Origin of the sequence: Kitasatospora sp. NPDC059747 (assembly GCF_042732955.1) — a bacterium.
GTDB lineage: Bacteria > Actinomycetota > Actinomycetes > Streptomycetales > Streptomycetaceae > Kitasatospora.
In genome coordinates this window covers 18,954-36,784 of sequence record NZ_JBHWGV010000036.1, presented here as the reverse complement: position 1 = coordinate 36,784, position 17,831 = coordinate 18,954, and the positions used below count along the sequence as shown (strand labels likewise).

The following is a 17,831-nucleotide window of genomic DNA, read 5'->3' as shown; positions in this document are numbered from 1 at the left end:
TGCGGAGCCAGGCTCTTTACTTGGTGGTGCCGATGTTCAGGTAGTCGTACTGGCCCGAGAAGGCCGACGTGGAGACCAGGTTGGTGGCGTTGTCCGGGCGGTACAGGAAGACCTTGGCGTACATCAGCGGGACGTAGACCGCCTGGTCCATGATCTTCTTGTCGATGTCGCCGTAGATCTTCTCGCGGGCCGCCTGGTCGGTGTTGGCGATCGCGTCGTCCAGCAGCTTGTTGATCGCGGGGTCGTTCAGCTGGGCCAGGTTGCTGTTGCCGGAGGCCTTGATGGCGCGGCCGTCGGCGATCTGCTGCAGGAAGCCGTAGCCGGTCGGCCAGTCGGCGCCCCACTGCATCATCATCAGGCCGATGTTGTGGTCCTGGGTGAACTGCGGGGAACCGGCGTTGTCCGAGAAGTACTTGCCCTGCGGGTACTTCTGGATCTCGACGTTGATGCCGACCTTCTTCAGCGCGGCCTGGATCGCGGTCGCCGCCTGGATCTCGGGGTCGCGCTCGGTGCGGGCGGAGATCACGGTGCTGAAGCCGTCCGGCTTGCCGCAGGCCTTGAGGGCGTCCTTGGCCTTGCCCTCGTCACCCTTGTTGTCCGGGGTCGCCCAGGTGTTGAAGTCCTGGTGGCCCGGGATGTCCGGCGGGAGCACGGTGCTGGCGATCGCGCCGCGGATCGGGCCGCCCTCGACGGTCTGCACCGAGAGCTTGTCGATCGCGTACTGGACGGCCTTGCGGCACTCGACGTTGTCGAACGGCGCGACCTTGGTGTTGATCGCGGTGTAGATCAGGCGGCCGCCGTAGGAGCTGTCGCTGCTGGCCTTGAGCTTCGGGTTCTGCAGGATCTGCGCCTGGGTCTGCGGGTCGACGCCCAGGCCCACCAGGTCGACCTGCGCGTTGCCGGCGATCAGGTCCTTGTCGATGGTGGCCTGGTCCATGCCCATCTTGACCACGATCTTGTCCGCGAGCTGCTTGCGGATCGGGTCGGTGCTCGGGTCCCAGTTGGTGTTCGGCACCAGGGAGAGCTGCTTGCCGTCGTCGTAGGACGCGAACTTGTAGGTGCCCGAGGAGACCACGTGCTTGACGTAGCCGGCGCCGTCGTCCTTGGCCTGCGGGACCGGGACCGTCTGCGGGGCGCTGACCAGGTAGTCGAAGTCCGCGAACGGCTGCTTCAGGTGGAAGACGATGGTCAGGTCGTCCGGGGTCTCGATCGAGTTCAGGCCGCCTTCCTTGTCCTTGTACGGACCCTGGTAAGGCGTGGCGTTGTCGACCAGCAGGTCGTGGAAGTAGGTCGGGCCGTTGGAGTTCACGTCCGGCGCGAAGTTGGAGCGCTCGACGGCGTACTTGACGTCCTTCGAGGTGATCGCGGAGCCGTCGTCGTACTTCAGGCCGGAACGCAGCTTGTACGTCCAGGTCAGGCCGTCGGCGCTGGGCTGGCCGAGGCCGGCCGCGAGGTCCGGGACGAGCTTGTTGCCCTGCGCGCCGGGGCCCGGGGCGAAGGTGGTCAGCGGACGCCCGTACAGGCGCGAGAAGTTGTAGATGTAGGCGTAGTAGGTGTTGCCCGGGTCGAAGGAGTCCGGGGTGCCCTTCATCTCGTAGGTGACCGTCCCGCCCTTCTTGTCCGAGGCGTTGACGACCCCCTTCGTGGCGGCGTCGGCGCCGCCGCCGGCCGCGCTGCTGGAGGAGCCACCTGTGGTCTTGCTGGACGTGCATCCGGTCACGACGAGGACTGCGGCAGCTGCCACCGCGGTCAGCGCGACGGTACGGGACCTACGCATGGGTGAGATCAACCCCTTGAGGATGTGGAAACGGTGAAGGTTCCTGACGCAGGGTCAGTTGCTCTTGGGATCGAGGGCGTCACGCAGCCCGTCGCCGAGCAGGTTGAAGGCGAGCACGGTGAGGAAGATCGCCAGACCGGGGACCACCATGAACTGGGGGTCCACCTGGTAGTACTTGATCGCGTCGTTGAGCATGCCGCCCCAGGAGGCCTGCGGGGGCTGGATGCCGACGCCGAGGAAGCTGAGGCCCGCCTCGAAGAGGATGTTGGTCGGGATCAGCAGGGTCGAGTAGACCAGGATCGGACCGACCAGGTTGGGCAGCAGTTCCTTGAACAGGATGAACGGGCCGCGGGCGCCGAGGCTGCGGGCCGCGTGCACGAACTCCCGCTCGCGCAGCGAGAGGGTCTGTCCGCGCACGATCCGGCCCATGTAGGGCCAGTTGAAGAAGCCGATCACGAAGATCAGCACCAGGAGGTGCAGCGGGAGGCCGTGCAGGCCGAACGCGCCGCCCTGCAGCGAGGTCGAGATCGCGATCGCGAAGAGCAGCAGCGGGAACGCGAGGAAGACGTCCATGATCCGGCTGATCAGCGTGTCCACCCAGCCGCCGTAGTAGCCGGCCATGACGCCGAGCACGGTGCCGATCGTGTTGGACAGCAGCGTCGCGCCGAAGGCGACCAGCAGGGAGACCCAGGAGCCCTCGATGACACGGGCGAGCAGGTCGCGGCCGGTGAGGGGGTCGACGCCCAGCGGGTGGTCCCAGCTCATGCCGCCCCAGTCCCCGAGCGGCAGACCGCCGAGGTTGGCGTCCAGCAGGTCCTGGTTGAAGGCGTCCGGGTCGAGGCCGAACAGTCCCTCGATCGGCTTGGCCAGCACGGCGAGCAGGATCAGCAGGATCACGACGATGCCGCCGACGACGGCCAGTTTGTCCCGTTTGAAACGGGTCCAGGCGATCTGGCCGAGGGAGCGGCCCTCGATCTTCTGGGCCGGGCTCGCGGGGGCGGGTGCCTCCGGATCGTTCCCGGCGGTGGTGACGGATGTGGTCATGTCAGTAGGTCCCCTCGCCGACGGTGGCCGGCCCACGGGTGCCGGTCGCCGGCTTCGGCGGTGCGGCTATGCGGACGTGCGGAGGTGCTAAGGAGCGGGGTTTCGCGGCAGTGCGGCAGTGCGTCGTGCACGGTGCACTGCCACCACGCGGGATGGGCGTCGCGTGGCTGGAGCGGTCGGCGTGCGCGTTGACCTTTGTGGGGTTCCGAGTTCGCGCGGTGCGTTGCGCAGAACTCTCTGCCATCCGAACTGGCTTGCGCCAGCCCTGCCAAGCGACAGATGCCCAACTGTGATCTGCGTGCATGCACCTCCACGATCATCGGCATATCCCTCTTCACACGGTCGTGATAACCGTGTCAAGATGCCTGACACCCGCAGCCGCGAAGTCGTCCGGAAAACGCCGAAGCCGACCTGACGCAAAGTCAAGTCGGCTTCTGGAAATGGGTTTTGGCGGGTTTAGCGGTTCAGCGCCCCGGGTATCCGGGCCACGGCCGCTGGGGCGGCTGCGGCTGCGGCTGCGGCTGCCCGTGCCAGCCCGGCCCGGTCTGCTGCGGGTAGTACGGCGGCGCCTGGTGGCCCGGCGGCGGCACCGGTGGGTAGGCACCGGTCGGCCGGGCGAGCCCGGCCGCCTCGCGGTCGTAGAACGGCCGCGCCTTGGCCCGCATCCACAGCGCCACCGGGTCGTACTCGTCCGCCATCGCCACCGTGGACACCGCCAGCCCCTCCGGGGCCACCGCGATCGCCCGCTGCATCAGCGCGCGCACCGCCTCCACGGCCGGCGGGGAGCCGTCGTACAGGTCCAGGCCGATGGCCAGGTACGGTTCGCCCACGGCCGGCTGCACCCAGGCCCGGCGCAGCGCCCGGACGGCCCGCACCTCGCGCGCCTGGTGCTCCAGCAGCGCGAAGAACTGCTGGGCGTTCACCTGCGGCTCGCTGAGCCTCAGCGGCCCGGCCGGCAGCCGGTCCAGGCCCCCCGCGATCCGCCGCAGGTCCGCCCACGGCACGCCGACCCCGCCGCCCGGGGCGTGCGGGTTCAGCCACAGGCCCCAGCGGGTGCGGTACAGCGACGCGGCGATCTCGCGCCCGGAGACGACCTCGTGGGCGCGCGCCCAGCCGGAGGCCGCCAGCTGCTCGGGGGAGGTGACGGCCGGCGCGTAGCCGTGGCCGCTGATCTCCATGTTCCCGTACTGGGCGTCCGGGCTGCCCGGGGTGCCGTGCCACAGCAGCATCCAGACCTGGCCCTCGGCCAGGGCGCGGAGCAGTTGCTCGTACGCCTCGTAGCGCTCCGGCGCGACCTCGCGCAGCGCGCGCTCCAGCACGCCCGGATCCGCGCCGGGGCGTCCGGCCGGTGCCTGGCCCCAGGGCCCCGGTGCACCACCGGACACCGCTCCCGCACTCATGCGCCCACCTCGCCGCGCCTCTTTCCTCACCTGCCGCCGGCCCGTCGGCCGTCTGCACGCACCCTATGGCGCGGCACCGGCCGACGCCACGGCGACGTGCCTACGAACGGACCCCGTCACACCCGCGCGTAGAACGGCAGCACCCGGGTGAGCAGCCACTCGACCACCGGATCGTCGGCGAGGTCGAGCAGCACGAGGTGGACGCCGCCGGGCAGCGGCGCGGTTCCCAGCGCGCGGCCGAGCGCCTCGTTCACCGCCGCCGGGTCGGCCGGGGCGGCCGGGTCCAGCTGCACGCCGATGAACATCACGGTCGGCTCGCCCTCGATGCTCGCGAGCGCGCGGCGCGCGGTCAACACTCCCGGCAGGGCGGCGAGTTCGGCCCGGCAGACGGCCAGGAAGTGCTCCGGGTCCTCCCCCGGCACGGGCTCGCGCAGCGCGACCCGGCCACCGGTCGGCGCCGAGGGGTCCTCCCAGCGGTCCTCGCGCGGACCGCGGCGCAGCTCGGCGACGCCCTGCGGCGGCACCGGGATGCCCACCGCGGCCTCGGGGTTGACGGCGATCCCGACGCCCAACGGCAGCCCGCGGGCGAACTCCCAGGCCGGGGCGACCGCGAACGCCATCCCCGGCGCCTGCTGGAGGAACACCTCCTGCGAGGAGAAGACCGGGACGTACGGCTCGCCGCCCAGCTCGATCGTCGGCAGGTCCAGCGACTGCCCCTGCGGGTCGCCGCCGGCGGGCAGCGGGATCCACACCTGGCTGCGGGCCAGCACCTCGACCACCCGCGGCGTCGCGCCCGGATCGCCCAGCGCGGCGGTGAGCACCTGCTCCAGCTCGTTGGCCGGCCAGGCCCCGCCCGGCGGCGGCGTGTCCGGGCCGCCCCACCCCTGCTGCTGCTCCACCGGGTACCCCATGCGCCCCTGTACCGCCCTCTGCCGGTCGGCCGCCCACTGCTGCCGACGCGCAGCAGTCTAGGGTGCGTGTTCCCTTGTGTGGCGTGTGGCCGGGTCCCCTGTGGTGTGTGACCGGGTCCCCCCTCCCATCGGTGCCGCGGACGTGCCATGATGTGCGCGTCCGACGGCGTCGTGCGCAGTCGGCCCCACTAACTCCATACCGGCCGCTCGAACCCGCGCGGGAGAGTCCGGAGTGCCCCGTCTGGTGGCACGGCCGGCGCCGAAGGAGCAAGTCCTCCCCGGAATCTCTCAGGCCCCCCTACCGCACGGGTTAGGCACATCTGGAAAGCGGCGCACGGCCTGTCGTGCGCCCACCCACGGTGCAAGCCGCCATCCTGTCCGGAAAGCTGGAAACAGCGACGGGCCGCTGCGCGGTGAAGCTCTCAGGTTCGACGACAGATGGGGAGACCCACGCCGCCGCATGCCCGCGCGCAGGAGTCGGTCCCCGAGCGGGTCCGGTCCGGCGCGTGCACCCCTGAGTGCCCAGACCGAGGAGTTCCCAGGCCATGTCGTCCCTCCGCCTCACCGCGCTCGACGCGCTGCACCGCGCCCTCGGCGCGACCATGACCGACTTCGCCGGCTGGGACATGCCGCTGCGTTACGGCAGCGAGCGCGAGGAGCACCTCGCCGTCCGCACCAAGGCCGGTCTGTTCGACCTGTCCCACATGGGCGAGATCACCGTGACCGGCCCGCAGGCCGGCGAGATGCTGGACCACGCGCTGGTCGGCTTCGTCTCCGCCCTCGGCGTCCTGCGCGCCCGCTACACCATGATCTGCGCCGAGGACGGCGGCATCCTGGACGACCTGATCGTCTACCGCCTGCGCGAGGACTCCTTCCTCGTCGTCGCCAACGCCTCCAACGCCCAGCTGGTGCTGGACGAGCTGATCGCCCGCGCCAAGGGCTTCGACGCCGTCGTCACCGACGACCGCGACACCTACGCGCTGATCGCCGTCCAGGGCCCGGAGTCCACCGCGATCCTCGCGAAGACCACCGAGGCCGACCTGCCCGGCCTGAAGTACTACGCGATCCTCCCGGCCCGGGTGGCCGACCGGGACGTGCTGCTCGCCCGCACCGGCTACACCGGCGAGGACGGCTTCGAGATCTTCTGCGCCCCGGCCGACGCCGAGCCGGTCTGGCAGGCGCTGACCGCCGCCGGCGAGGGCCACGGCCTGGTGCCGTGCGGCCTGTCCTGCCGCGACACCCTGCGCCTGGAGGCGGGCATGCCGCTGTACGGGCACGAGCTCTCCACCGACCTGACCCCGTTCGACGCCGGCCTCGGCCGGGTCGTCCGCTTCGACAAGACCACCAACGACGGCGCCTTCGTCGGCCGCAAGGCCCTGGAGAAGGCCGCCGCCGAGGCGGAGTCGACCCCGCCGCGCGTCCTGGTGGGCCTGGTCTCCGAGGGCAAGCGCGTGCCGCGCGCCGAGTACACGGTGGTCTCCGCCGACGGCGCCCCGATCGGCCGGATCACCTCGGGCGCGCCGTCCCCGACGCTGGGCAAGCCGATCGCGATCGCCTACGTGGACGCGGCCCACGCCGCCCCCGGCACCGCCGTCGCGGTGGACGTGCGCGGCAAGCACGAGCCGGTCGAGGTCGTCGCCCTGCCGTTCTACAAGCGCGCCCGCTGAGGATCTTCCCGGGCCCTCGGTCACCACTGATCCGCGACGAAGCCGTCCGCGCGGCGGCCCGCTTCGTCGTACCCGCTTCCCATCCTGGAGAATGACGCCATGAGCAACCCCCAGCACCTGCAGTACACCAAGGAGCACGAGTGGCTGACGGCCGCCGAGGACGGTGTCTCGACGGTCGGCATCACCAAGCACGCCGCGGACGCGCTCGGTGACATCGTCTACGTGCAGCTGCCCGAGGTCGGCGACGAGGTGACCGCCGGCGAGACCTGCGGCGAGCTGGAGTCCACCAAGTCGGTCAGCGACCTGTACTCCCCGGTGACCGGCGAGGTCGTCGAGGTCAACCAGGACGTCCTGGACGACAACGCCCTGGTCAACAGCGCCCCGTTCGAGGGCGGCTGGCTGTTCAAGGTCAAGGTGGAGTCCACCGACGAGCTGCTCAGCGCCGACGAGTACACCGCCTTCATCGGCGGCTGACCAGGCCCTTGGCGCGGCGGGCCGCAGCGCGGCGGCCCGCCCCCCTCACCGCCCACCCGTCACCCGCCGCCGCCCTTCCGAGGGCGCACTTCGCGCGGCGGTCCCGATTCCTCCTTCGCCCCGGGAAGACCACACCATGACGGTTCTCAACGAATCCCTGCACTCGCTCGACCCGGAGATCGCCGCCGCGGTCGACGCCGAGCTGCACCGCCAGCAGACCACCCTGGAAATGATCGCCTCCGAGAACTTCGCCCCGGTGGCGGTCATGGAGGCCCAGGGCTCGGTGCTCACCAACAAGTACGCCGAGGGCTACCCCGGCCGCCGCTACTACGGCGGCTGCGAGCACGTCGACGTCGTCGAGCAGATCGCGATCGACCGCGTCAAGGCCCTGTTCGGCGCCGAGCACGCCAACGTCCAGCCGCACTCGGGCGCGCAGGCCAACGCCGCCGCGATGTTCGCGCTGATCCAGCCGGGCGACACCATCCTGGGCCTGAGCCTGGCCCACGGCGGTCACCTGACCCACGGCATGAAGATCAACTTCTCCGGCAAGCTCTACAACGTGGCCGCGTACCACGTCGACGAGAAGAGCGGCCAGGTCGACATGGCCGAGGTCGAGCGCCTCGCCAAGGAGCACCAGCCGAAGCTGATCATCGCCGGCTGGTCCGCCTACCCGCGCCAGCTCGACTTCGCCGAGTTCCGCCGCATCGCCGACGAGGTCGGCGCCCTGCTCATGGTGGACATGGCGCACTTCGCCGGCCTGGTGGCCGCGGGCCTGCACCCGAACCCGGTGCCGTACGCGGACGTCGTCACCACCACGACCCACAAGACCCTGGGCGGCCCGCGCGGCGGCGTCATCCTGTCGAAGGCCGAGTGGGCCAAGAAGATCAACTCCGCGGTCTTCCCCGGCCAGCAGGGCGGTCCGCTGGAGCACGTGATCGCGGGCAAGGCCGTCGCGTTCAAGGTCGCCGCGTCCGAGGAGTTCAAGGAGCGCCAGCAGCGCACCCTGGACGGTGCCCGGATCCTCGCCGAGCGCCTGCTGCAGGCCGACGTCGCCGAGGCCGGCGCCTCCGTGCTGTCCGGCGGCACCGACGTGCACCTGGTGCTGGTCGACCTGCGCAACAGCCAGCTCGACGGCCAGCAGGCCGAGGACCGCCTCCACGAGGTCGGCATCACGGTCAACCGCAACGCGATCCCGAACGACCCGCGCCCGCCGATGGTCACCTCCGGCCTGCGCATCGGCACCCCGGCCCTCGCCACCCGCGGCTTCGGCGCCGAGGACTTCCGCGAGGTCGCCGACATCATCGCCGAGGCCCTCAAGCCGGGCTTCGACGAGACCGTCGCCGCCGGCCTGAAGGCCCGCGTCACCGCGCTGGCCGAGAAGTACCCGCTCTACCCGAACCTCTGATCGCCGGGGGTGGGTGACCGGCCTCACGCCGGTCGTCCACGGGAGTTTCCGGGGCACCGCGCACACTGGAAAGACGCGCGGTGCCCCTCCTCATGCTGCGCCTACGCACAGCAACGCAATGTCCGTCCACGAGACCAGACAAGGACGTCCCCCCGTGGCCCTCAGTGTCTTCGACCTTTTCTCCATCGGTATCGGCCCGTCGAGCTCCCACACGGTCGGCCCGATGCGCGCCGCCCGGATGTTCGCCCGGCGGCTGCGGTCCGAAGGCCTGCTGCCCGGGGTGGTGAGCGTCCGCGCCGAGCTGTACGGCTCGCTCGGCGCCACCGGCCACGGCCACGGCACCCCGAAGGCCGTCCTGCTCGGCCTGGAGAACAACTCCCCGCGCACGGTCGACGTCGACCAGGCCGACCGGGACGTCGAGCGGATCACCGCCGAGAAGCGGCTCAGCCTGCTCGGCGAGCACCCGATCGACTTCGACCCCGACACCCAGCTGATCCTGCACCGGCGCCGCTCGCTGCCGTACCACGCCAACGGGATGACCCTGTGGGCGTTCGCGGCCGACGGCTCGACGCTGCTGGAGAAGACCTACTACTCGGTCGGCGGCGGCTTCGTCGTCGACGAGGACGCGATCGGCGCCGACCGGGTCAAGCCGGACGACACCGCGCTGAAGTACCCCTTCCGCACCGGCGAGGAGCTGCTGCGCCTCACCCGCGAGACCGGGCTGTCGATCTCCGGCCTGATGCTGGAGAACGAGAAGGCCTGGCGCAGCGAGGAGGAGATCCGCACCGGGCTGCTGGAGATCTGGCAGGTCATGCAGGAGTGCGTCCGCGCCGGCATGTCCCGCGAGGGCATCCTGCCGGGCGGCCTCAAGGTGCGCCGCCGGGCGGCGGCCGCGGCCCGCGCGCTGCGCGCCGAGGGCATCGGCCCGGCCAACGCGATGGAGTGGGTGACGCTCTACGCGATGGCGGTCAACGAGGAGAACGCCTCCGGCCGCCGGGTGGTCACCGCGCCGACCAACGGTGCGGCCGGGATCATCCCCGCCACCCTGCACTACTACCTGAACTTCATCCCGGGCGCCGACGACGACGGCATCGTCCGCTTCCTCCTCGCGGCCGGCGCGATCGGCATGCTGTTCAAGGAGAACGCCTCCATCTCCGGCGCCGAGGTCGGCTGCCAGGGCGAGGTCGGCTCCGCCTGCTCGATGGCCGCGGGCGGCCTCGCCGAGGTCCTCGGCGGCTCCCCCGAGCAGGTCGAGAACGCCGCCGAGATCGGCATCGAGCACAACCTCGGCCTCACCTGCGACCCGGTCGGCGGCCTGGTCCAGATCCCGTGCATCGAGCGCAACGGCATGGCGTCCGTCAAGGCCGTCACCGCCGCCCGCATGGCCCTGCGCGGCGACGGCCGGCACCACGTCTCGCTCGACAAGGCGATCAAGACGATGAAGGAGACCGGCGCCGACATGAAGATCAAGTACAAGGAGACCTCCCGCGGCGGCCTCGCCGTGAACGTCATCGAGTGCTGATCGCCCCGGCGTGACGGCGGGCCCCCGGACGGCGTGACCGTCCGGGGGCCCGTTGTGTTGCGGCGGCCGGCCCGCCTGCCGCTATTCCTGCGCGGCGCGGCGGCAGGCGTTGCCGGCGATGACGGCGGGGACGTAGTCCTCCCGCAGGAGGTGGTAACAGCTCTGGAAGGCAGCCTGTCCCCCGGCCGCTCCGATCTGGCAGGCGTCCTCCGCGATCTGCGGGTCGGCGTCCGGCTTGTTCTCCAGGACGTAGTAGAAGCAGCCCTGCGGGGTCGCGCTCGCGGCCGGCGCGAGGGCGACGACACCACCCAGCGCGAGGGTGAGGCCGGTGGCCGCGGCGGCGATCCGTCGTACGAGCTTCATGGTCGGCAAATCCTTCCGGTCGTCACGGAGTCGGCGGACGAAGGACGAACGCTTCGTCCACCAACTCCCGGTCCCGGCAAGAGATACCGAAGTGGCCCGCCGACCGCCCGGGGCCGCGCCGACGACCCGCCAAGATCACCCGAAGGCGAGGAAGGCCAGCCCGGCGGCCAGGATGCCGAGGCCCGACCACGAGACGGCCGGCAGCCGTTCGCCGAGCACCGCGACGCCGAGGAGGGCGGCGACGGCGGGCTCGGCGAGGGTGAGCGTCGTGGCGGTCTGGGCCGTGGTGCGGCGCAGGCCGTGGCCGAAGAGGCGGTACGCGAGGAAGGTCGTGATCACGGCCAGGTGGAGCACGACGGCCGCCCCCCGGAGCGAGACGAGCCAGGGCCCGCCGCCGAACACCAGGACGGGCAGCACGAGCACCGCGGCCGCGCCGAACATCGCGCCCATCACCCCGCCCGACGCGTGCCCGCGCGCGATCAGCGCGCCCCCGATGAGCGAGTACGCGGCGTACGAGAGCCCGGAGAGGGCGGCCAGCAGGACGCCGAGGAGGTCTACGGGCGCGCCGGCGCCGGTGAGTCCGGGCCCGAGGACGAGCACCGCGCAGCCGAGGACGGCGGCGGCGGTGGCGACGGCCCACCGGGTGCCCGGTAGCTGCCGCCCGGCGATCCAGCCGAGGAAGCCGGTGAACACGGGGGCACTGCCGAGCGCGATCACGGTGGAGACGGCGACACCGGTGCGCGTCACGGCCGGGTAGAACGTGAGCGGGTAACCCACCACCGCGACGGTGCCGAGGGCGAGCAGCCGGCGCTCGCCGCGGGTGCACGCCCCGGGCAGGGCGCGGGCGTCGCGGCTGGAGAGGAACAGGAGGAGCCCGCCGAGGACGAGCGCCGCGGCCCCGAGGACCGCCGGGGGTGCGCCGGCGGGCGCGAGGGAGCTCGCCGTCCCGGTGGTGCCCCAGAGCACGGCGGCGGCCAGGATCGGCAGCGGACCGCGCAGGCGGCCGGGGGCGGGAGCCGCCGAGGGGGTGGGGGCGGGGCGGGAGGGCGTGCGGGTACGGGTGCGGTTCGGCACAGTGGTGAACTTCCGTCGTCGAAGACCGTCTTGGGACTGGTTTCGAAAACGGGCGCACGCGACGGACCCCCGGCGGCAGGGGCCGGCCGGGGCCGCGGGTCAGATCACCTGCGCGCGCCCGCTCAGGCGCGGAGCGGTGGCAGCGCGACGCGCCAGTACGGGTTCACGCCCCCGATGCTACGTCAACGGCGCATGGTGCACGCTCGCCCGAAAGCGTTAACGGCCGCCCCCACCTGCACGGGGACGGCGACACCGGTCGGGCGCCCCCCTCGGGGGCGATCATTTATGAATATTCACAGGCGACATCGTTAACCTATGCAAATTCCCAAGGTGAAGTAGGTTACAAACCTTTCAATCCAAGCTGCCCGGTTTGCCCACATGCTGAGATCCGTGCCATAGTCGACACATCGGACTTCGACTGGCCCGACCTGGCACAGTCGACGCCCATCGCGCGGCACGCACCCCCTTGGCCGGCGCGATGACCTGCACGGGCCCCCATCCGCCGGACCACGGCGATTCCAGGGGGCCCTGCGTGTTTTCCGGACCCTGCCGCGTCAGTGGCGCTCGCGGATCTTCAGCTCGAACCAGACGCCCTTGCCCCGCGGCAGCAGGTCCGCACCCCACCGGTCGGCGAGGTCGTCGACCACCTTCAGGCCGCGCCCCCGCTCGGTGACGGGCAGCGGCTCGGCGAGGATCACGCAGGGCAACGCCCTTGAGGAGTCCCGGACTTCGACCCGCAGCCAGCCCGGCTTGCGGATCACCTGGAGCCCGATCGTGCGGCCGGCGGCGTGCCGCACGGCGTTGGAGACGAGCTCGCTGGTGAGTAACTCCCCCGCCTCCAGGTGCTGGTGGAGGTCCCAGGACTCCAGGACGGAGAGCACCAGCCGGCGGGCCACCTGAGCGGACTCCGCCCGGGACGGCAGCCGCACCTCGCCCGGCGCGGACTGGTCGCACAGCCTGCCGAAGTACATCTCCTCCAGTTCCCCGGAGCTGAGCCGCTCCAGCGCCGACAGCGCGCCCGGGACGTCGATCCAGGACGCCTCCGCGACCATTCCGGCTCCCGGAACTGATGACTGATCTGTTTCGCCCCAACCCGCCATGCGACCCATCATTGCGGAACGCAAGCAGCCGCGTACGGACAATGAGCAAACGATCACGACCGATTCGGCATATGCCCCGTGCAAGAGGGGGCGACGGGCGGGCGGCAAAACGACGACCCGGGACCGGCACGAGGCCGGTCCCGGGTCGCGGGGAACGCGTGGTGCCCGGTGGCTACCAGGAGGCCCAGGGCAGGCTCCAGCCGCTCAGACCGTTCGACGGGTCGAGCGTCTCGCTCTTGCTGGAGTTCTTCACGATCACGACGTCGCCGACGATCGAGCCGTCGTAGAACTTGCCCATCGAGGTGGAGTCGCCGCCGCCCTTGACGTCCTTGAGGCCGACGCAGCCGTGGCTGACGTTGTCCTCGCCGAAGGCGTCCGACCAGTAGTTGCCGTGGATGTAGGTGCCCGAGTCGGTGAGGCGCATCGAGTGCGGCACCTGGAGGTCGTACGGCGCGCCGGTCATCCCGGGCAGGGTGCTGGACTGCATCCGCACCACGCCCTCCTTGGACTCGATGACCATGGTGCCGTTCCAGGTCGGGTGCGCGTCCGAGCCGGAGGTGATGTCGATGTCGGAGGACTGGCCGTCCCGCACGACCGTCATCCTGTGGGTCTTGGCGTCGACGGTGGACACCTGCGAGCGCCCGATGGTGAAGGGCTCGTCGCGGTCGCTGCCGTAGACGCCGGGGGCGATCTCGACGCTGCCCAGGTGGTAGTGCACCGTCACCTTGGTACCGGACTTCCAGTACTCGGCGGGGCGGAAGTCCAGCCGGCGGTCGCCGAACCAGTGGCCCTTCACCTCGGTGCCGTTGCTGCTCTCGAAGGTGATGCCCTTGAGGACCGCGTCCTTGTTCTTGACGTCCTTGCTGAAGTTCACCGAGACGATCATGCCGACGCCGTACGTCGCGTTGTTGTCGACGTTGTCGGCGGCCTTGGCCAGCGCCGTCGGGGTCAGCGTGGTGAAGCTGCTGTCGGCCTGCGCCACGGCGCCGTTGGCGTCCGCGGCCATCGCGCTCACCTGGTAGGAGGTGCCGACCGCGAGCCCGGCGGACGGGGTCCAGCTGGAGCCGTCGGCGGCGATCGTGCCGGGTATCTCCTTGCCGCTCTTGTCGCTCACCTTCACGGTGGTGAGCTTGCCGCCCGTCGCGCCGACCTTCAGCGCGTCCGGCGCGACGTCGACCGAGCCGGTCTTCGGCTCGATGGACACCACGGCCTGCGACGTCTTCGGCGCCGCGCTCGTGCCGGCCGCCGAGGGAGCCGCGGAGGCCGCGCCGCCCCCGAGGTCGGCCTTGGCCGCGCTCCCGCCGCCGTCGTTGTTGTTGCACGCCGCCGTCAGGACCATCATTCCGCCGACCAGACCGACGGCCATCACCCTGCGTATCGACTTCACGTCGATCCCTCCCTCAAACACCCCGTTCGGACCCAGCGGGCCCGACCAATACACGCGCTGGCCACCGGAAAGGTTGCGCCATTCGAGGGGCTTCGCGCTCGGAAAACGCCGGCGGCCCGACCCCAACGGGTGAGGATCGGGCCGCTCGACGGAAAAGCAGTGACGATACGGGACTACCCGGGCCTATTGCCGGGTAAGTCCTACCAGTTCGCCCAGGCGACGTTCCAGCCGCCCAGCCCGTTGGAGGGCGAGACGGTCTTCTCCTTGGTGTTCACGACCTTGACGACGTCGCCGACCATCGAGTCGTTGTAGAACCTGCCGGCGACCGAGGAGTCGCTGCCGCCCTGCACGTCCGACATCGCGACGCAGCCGTGGCTGCCGTTCAGGTTCCCGAACGGGTTGTTCTTGGCCCAGTAGTTCCCGTGCACGAACGTGCCGGACGTGGTCAGCCGCATCGCGTGCGGCACGTCCTGGATGTCGTACTCGCCGCCGAGACCGACGGTCTGCGAGTTCATCCGGGTGACCTTCTCCTTGGACATGATCACCATGGTGCCGCCCCAGGACGGCGTCGCGTCCGCGCCCAGCGTGACCGGCACGGTGGTGCTCTTGCCGTCCCGCTCGACGGTCATCTGGTGCGTCTTGGCGTCCGCGGTGGAGACCATCGAGCGCCCGATGGTGAACGGCTCGTCCTTGTCCACGTCGCCGTAGACACCGGGCGACACCTCGACGTTCTTCAACCGGTACTTGATGGTGACCTTGGTGCCCGGCTTCCAGTACTCCGCCGGACGGAAGTCCACCCGGCGGTCGCCGAACCAGTGGCCCTTCACCTCGGTGCCGTTGCTGCTCTCGAAGGTGATGCCCTTGACGACGGCGTCCTTGTTCTTGACGTCCTTCGTGAAGTTCACCGAGACGATCATGCCGACGCCGTAGGTGGCGCCGTCGCTGATGTTGTCGTTGGTGGAGACCTTCTTCTCCGGCGTCAGCGTCGTGAAGGTCGTCGTGGACGCGGCCACCAGGCCGTCGGCGTCCTTGGCCTGCGCGTTCACCTTGTACGCCATGCCGACGGCGAGCGCCGCCGCGGGCTTCCAGCCGGTGCCGTCCGGGGTGATCGCGCCCTCGACCGGCTTGCCGTCCTTGTCGGTCACCTCGACCGACGTGAGCTTGCCGTTGGACACGCCCACCTGCAGCCCGTTGCTCGGCGCGACGTCCTGGGCGCCGTCCTTCGGTGCCACGGCCAGCACCGCGGCCGAGGTCTTCGGTGCGGCCTGCGAGGCCGCCGGGGCCGCGGCGCCGTCGGCCGCCGTCGTGCTGCCCCCCGACGCCTTGTCGCCGCCCCCGTTGTCGTCGTTGCAGGCCGCGGTGAGCAGCAGCACCCCGCCCATGGCCAGTGCCACCGCACCCCTGCGTATCGCGGCGCCGGCCGTCGTACCCGTCTTCACGGTTTCTCCCCTCCCGGTATTCACTCACTTGACGCGGCGAGTGCCCCCGAAAGTTGCACCGGGCGCCGATCTTTCGCGCCGGGTCCCGGCACGTCGGAGCAGGATAACCGGGCCGTCCGGGTGAACTCCGGGGGGAGGTGGGTGAAGCAGTCGTGAAGGCTCCCGGCGCTAGTGGGACGGCGGCAGCGCGCTGCCGGCCACCCACTGGGCCCACGGCACGTTCCAGTCGTTGAGCCCGTTCTGCGGCGGCACGACGTCCCCGGCGGAGGCCTTCACCTCCAGCACGTCCCCCGGGATGGTGTGCTCGAACAGCCAGCCGGCCGGGGTGTCCTTGCCCGTCCCGCCCTTGGTGTCGGCGAGGCCGATGCAGCCGTGGCTGGTGTTCGCGGTGCCGAACACCCCGGGATCCGCCCAGTAGTTGCCGTGGATGAAGGTGCCGGAGGCGGTCAGCCGCATCGCGTGCGGGACGTCCTTGATGTCGTACTCGTCGCCCATGCCGACGGTCTGCGAGTTCATCCGGGTCTCCCGGTACTTCTCCGACACCACCAGCACGCCCCGGTAGGTGGAGTGGTCGGGGCTGCCACCGGACACCTTCAGCACCCGCAGCACCTTGCCGCCCTGGCCGGAGCGGACGGTCAGGGTGTGCGCGTCGAGGTCCACCGTGGACACCTGGGCCCGGCCGACCGTGAAGCGCAGGTCCTTGGTCTGGGTGCCGAACTCCCCCGGCGCGCCCTGCACGTCCTTCAGCCGCAGCTCCACCGTGACCTTCGTCCCGGCCGCCCAGTACCGCTGCGGGCGGAAGTCCAGCCGCTGGCCGCCGAACCAGTGCGCGGCCACCGGGACGGGCGGGTCCGCGCTCACCCGCACCGCCCGCTCCACCGCCGCCCGGTCGGTGACCGGACGGCTGAAGCGCAGCGAGACGGGCATCCCGACACCCACCGTGGAGCCGTCCTCGGGGGTGAAGAAGGCGACGAAGGTGTGCGCGCGGGCGACGGTCGAGAACGCCGAGTGCTGGGCCGCCTTCTGGCCCTGCCCGTCCTCGGCGACGGCGTCCAGGGTGTACGCGGTGCCGAGCGGCAGCGGGCCGTCCGGCGTCCACGCCGCGCCGTCCGGGGCGACGGTGCCGGGGACCTCGGTGCCCCTGCTGTCGGCGAGCCGGACGGAGACCAGCCTGCCCTGCGCGACCGTCACCCGCACCGGCCCGTCCGGCGGCACGTCCTGGGCGCCGTCGGCGGGGAGGGCGGCGAGCACCGCCCGGGACGGCGGCGGGGGCGGGGTGTGCACCCCGGGCGGGGCCCCGTCGTTGGCGGGCGCGGCCGGGGCGCCGCCGCTGCCGCAGCCCGTGAGCGCGGCCAGGCACCAGGCCGCCGCCACCGCCCGCCGCGCCCAAACCCGTCCTCGGCGCCGCATTCCGGGGGCCTCCAGCCGTGTCGTTCCGATATCCGGAACAACGAGGAGCCCCGGGACCGGACACGGCGGCGCGGGCCGGCCGGCGCCCGCCCCCCGGGCCGCGCGGGCGCCCCGCGCCGACCCGGGCACCCCACGGCCCGCACCCCTCGGCCGCCATCCGCCGGTAAGCCCCCGTTCAGCCGCTTCCGATCAGTGCAAACCGGGAATGAGGAAGGGCACGGGGTCCGGGACACCCCGGCCAGGGAGGGCACGGCCATGGCGTCAGGGCAGGAGCTGGAAGCCGGTGTGCGGACGCGCGGCGGACGGACCGCCGAGCCACCGTGGCCCGGCGACTGGCAGCCGCTCGGCGCCCGCTTCCGCACCGACCGGCTCGGCGGCCCCGGCACCAACTTCGCGCTCTGGGCGGCCGGCGCCGAGGCCGTCGACCTGTGCCTGTTCGACGAGGACGGCAAGGAGAGCCGGCACCGCCTCACCGAACAGGACTTCCAGATCTGGCACGGCTTCCTGCCCGGCGTGCGCCCCGGCACGCGGTACGGCTTCCGCGTGCACGGCCGCTGGGACCCGTGGACCGGCGCCCGCTGGAACCCGGCCAAGCTGCTGCTCGACCCGTACGCCCGCGCCGTCGACGGCTGTTACACCTCCCACGACGCGGCCAGCGGCGCCGTCCGCAACTGGCCCGAGGCGGACGTCGCCGACACCGTCCGGGACAACCGCGACTCCGCCCGCTACGTGCCCAGATCCGTGGGGGGCGCCCCCGACGGCCGCACGGACGTCGAACCCACCCCCCACTGCCACGCCGGCGGGGACCGCCGCCATGAATGAAGGAACCCCGCGGAGGAAAACCAGCACCCCCCCAGC

At 71.6% G+C, this 17,831-nt stretch carries 14 protein-coding genes, 1 pseudogene and 1 riboswitch; of the genes and pseudogenes, 5 read left to right on the top strand and 10 right to left on the bottom strand.

Annotated elements, in window-relative coordinates:
• Positions 1 to 16: 16 nt before the first annotated feature.
• From ACFV4G_RS18025 to ACFV4G_RS18010, 4 genes are all read right to left on the bottom strand, one after another.
• The gene (locus ACFV4G_RS18025) at positions 17 to 1,777 is read right to left on the bottom strand and encodes an ABC transporter substrate-binding protein (protein WP_380441361.1); all 1,761 of its coding nucleotides are present in this window, start codon (positions 1,775 to 1,777) and stop codon (positions 17 to 19) included.
• Between the two features lie 54 nt (positions 1,778 to 1,831).
• Entirely contained in the window at positions 1,832 to 2,821 is a 990-nt protein-coding gene (locus tag ACFV4G_RS18020; RefSeq protein WP_380441359.1) for an ABC transporter permease, read from the bottom strand.
• A gap of 464 nt (positions 2,822 to 3,285) precedes the next feature.
• Entirely contained in the window at positions 3,286 to 4,221 is a 936-nt protein-coding gene (locus tag ACFV4G_RS18015) for an enhanced serine sensitivity protein SseB C-terminal domain-containing protein (protein WP_380441356.1), read from the bottom strand.
• 116 nt (positions 4,222 to 4,337) lie between these two features.
• Positions 4,338 to 5,132, bottom strand: a complete 795-nt coding sequence (locus ACFV4G_RS18010) for an enhanced serine sensitivity protein SseB C-terminal domain-containing protein (protein WP_380441354.1) — start codon at positions 5,130 to 5,132, stop codon at positions 4,338 to 4,340.
• Between the two features lie 208 nt (positions 5,133 to 5,340).
• Positions 5,341 to 5,446, top strand: a riboswitch (glycine riboswitch).
• A 231-nt stretch (positions 5,447 to 5,677) separates the two neighbouring features.
• Between ACFV4G_RS18010 and gcvT the strand changes: the two genes are divergently transcribed.
• From gcvT to ACFV4G_RS17990, 4 genes are all read left to right on the top strand, one after another.
• Positions 5,678 to 6,799, top strand: coding sequence for a glycine cleavage system aminomethyltransferase GcvT (gcvT, locus tag ACFV4G_RS18005; RefSeq protein WP_380441352.1), 1,122 nt, complete (start codon positions 5,678 to 5,680; stop codon positions 6,797 to 6,799).
• A 99-nt stretch (positions 6,800 to 6,898) separates the two neighbouring features.
• On the top strand, positions 6,899 to 7,273 hold the full coding sequence (gcvH, locus tag ACFV4G_RS18000) for a glycine cleavage system protein GcvH (protein ID WP_359969324.1): 375 nt from the start codon (positions 6,899 to 6,901) through the stop codon (positions 7,271 to 7,273).
• Between the two features lie 136 nt (positions 7,274 to 7,409).
• Positions 7,410 to 8,678 (top strand): serine hydroxymethyltransferase, encoded by a 1,269-nt coding sequence (glyA, locus tag ACFV4G_RS17995; RefSeq protein WP_380441350.1) that lies wholly within the window; start codon positions 7,410 to 7,412, stop codon positions 8,676 to 8,678.
• Positions 8,679 to 8,832: 154 nt separating this feature from the next.
• Positions 8,833 to 10,200 (top strand): L-serine ammonia-lyase, encoded by a 1,368-nt coding sequence (locus tag ACFV4G_RS17990; protein ID WP_380441348.1) that lies wholly within the window; start codon positions 8,833 to 8,835, stop codon positions 10,198 to 10,200.
• Positions 10,201 to 10,281: 81 nt separating this feature from the next.
• On the opposite strand, the gene ACFV4G_RS17985 is transcribed toward ACFV4G_RS17990, so the two are convergent.
• From ACFV4G_RS17985 to ACFV4G_RS17960, 6 genes are all read right to left on the bottom strand, one after another.
• Entirely contained in the window at positions 10,282 to 10,563 is a 282-nt protein-coding gene (locus ACFV4G_RS17985) for a hypothetical protein (protein ID WP_380441347.1), read from the bottom strand.
• A 135-nt stretch (positions 10,564 to 10,698) separates the two neighbouring features.
• On the bottom strand, positions 10,699 to 11,637 hold the full coding sequence (locus ACFV4G_RS17980; RefSeq protein ID WP_380441345.1) for a DMT family transporter: 939 nt from the start codon (positions 11,635 to 11,637) through the stop codon (positions 10,699 to 10,701).
• Between the two features lie 554 nt (positions 11,638 to 12,191).
• A complete protein-coding gene (locus ACFV4G_RS17975) occupies positions 12,192 to 12,749 on the bottom strand; it encodes an ATP-binding protein (RefSeq protein ID WP_380441343.1) in 558 nt (185 codons plus the stop codon).
• A gap of 160 nt (positions 12,750 to 12,909) precedes the next feature.
• Entirely contained in the window at positions 12,910 to 14,124 is a 1,215-nt protein-coding gene (locus tag ACFV4G_RS17970; RefSeq protein ID WP_380441341.1) for an Ig-like domain-containing protein, read from the bottom strand.
• A gap of 200 nt (positions 14,125 to 14,324) precedes the next feature.
• A complete protein-coding gene (locus ACFV4G_RS17965; RefSeq protein WP_380441339.1) occupies positions 14,325 to 15,563 on the bottom strand; it encodes an Ig-like domain-containing protein in 1,239 nt (412 codons plus the stop codon).
• 168 nt (positions 15,564 to 15,731) lie between these two features.
• Entirely contained in the window at positions 15,732 to 16,973 is a 1,242-nt protein-coding gene (locus ACFV4G_RS17960) for an Ig-like domain-containing protein (RefSeq protein WP_380441337.1), read from the bottom strand.
• Between the two features lie 255 nt (positions 16,974 to 17,228).
• Between ACFV4G_RS17960 and ACFV4G_RS17955 the strand changes: the two are divergent.
• Positions 17,229 to 17,732: pseudogene (locus ACFV4G_RS17955) on the top strand (glycogen debranching enzyme GlgX); the annotation flags it as partial.
• Positions 17,733 to 17,831: the final 99 nt, after the last annotated feature.

Bases quoted from the DNA above. Each gene is read 5' to 3' on its own strand.
- ACFV4G_RS17975 (WP_380441343.1), bottom strand. From the start codon at position 12,749: ATGATGGGTCGCATGGCGGGTTGGGGCGAAACAGATCAGTCATCAGTT.
- ACFV4G_RS18025 (WP_380441361.1), bottom strand. From the start codon at position 1,777: ATGCGTAGGTCCCGTACCGTCGCGCTGACCGCGGTGGCAGCTGCCGCA.
- gcvT (WP_380441352.1), top strand. From the start codon at position 5,678: ATGTCGTCCCTCCGCCTCACCGCGCTCGACGCGCTGCACCGCGCCCTC.
- glyA (WP_380441350.1), top strand. From the start codon at position 7,410: ATGACGGTTCTCAACGAATCCCTGCACTCGCTCGACCCGGAGATCGCC.
- ACFV4G_RS18015 (WP_380441356.1), bottom strand. From the start codon at position 4,221: ATGAGTGCGGGAGCGGTGTCCGGTGGTGCACCGGGGCCCTGGGGCCAG.
- ACFV4G_RS18010 (WP_380441354.1), bottom strand. From the start codon at position 5,132: ATGGGGTACCCGGTGGAGCAGCAGCAGGGGTGGGGCGGCCCGGACACG.
- ACFV4G_RS18020 (WP_380441359.1), bottom strand. From the start codon at position 2,821: ATGACCACATCCGTCACCACCGCCGGGAACGATCCGGAGGCACCCGCC.
- gcvH (WP_359969324.1), top strand. From the start codon at position 6,899: ATGAGCAACCCCCAGCACCTGCAGTACACCAAGGAGCACGAGTGGCTG.
- ACFV4G_RS17985 (WP_380441347.1), bottom strand. From the start codon at position 10,563: ATGAAGCTCGTACGACGGATCGCCGCCGCGGCCACCGGCCTCACCCTC.
- ACFV4G_RS17960 (WP_380441337.1), bottom strand. From the start codon at position 16,973: ATGCGGCGCCGAGGACGGGTTTGGGCGCGGCGGGCGGTGGCGGCGGCC.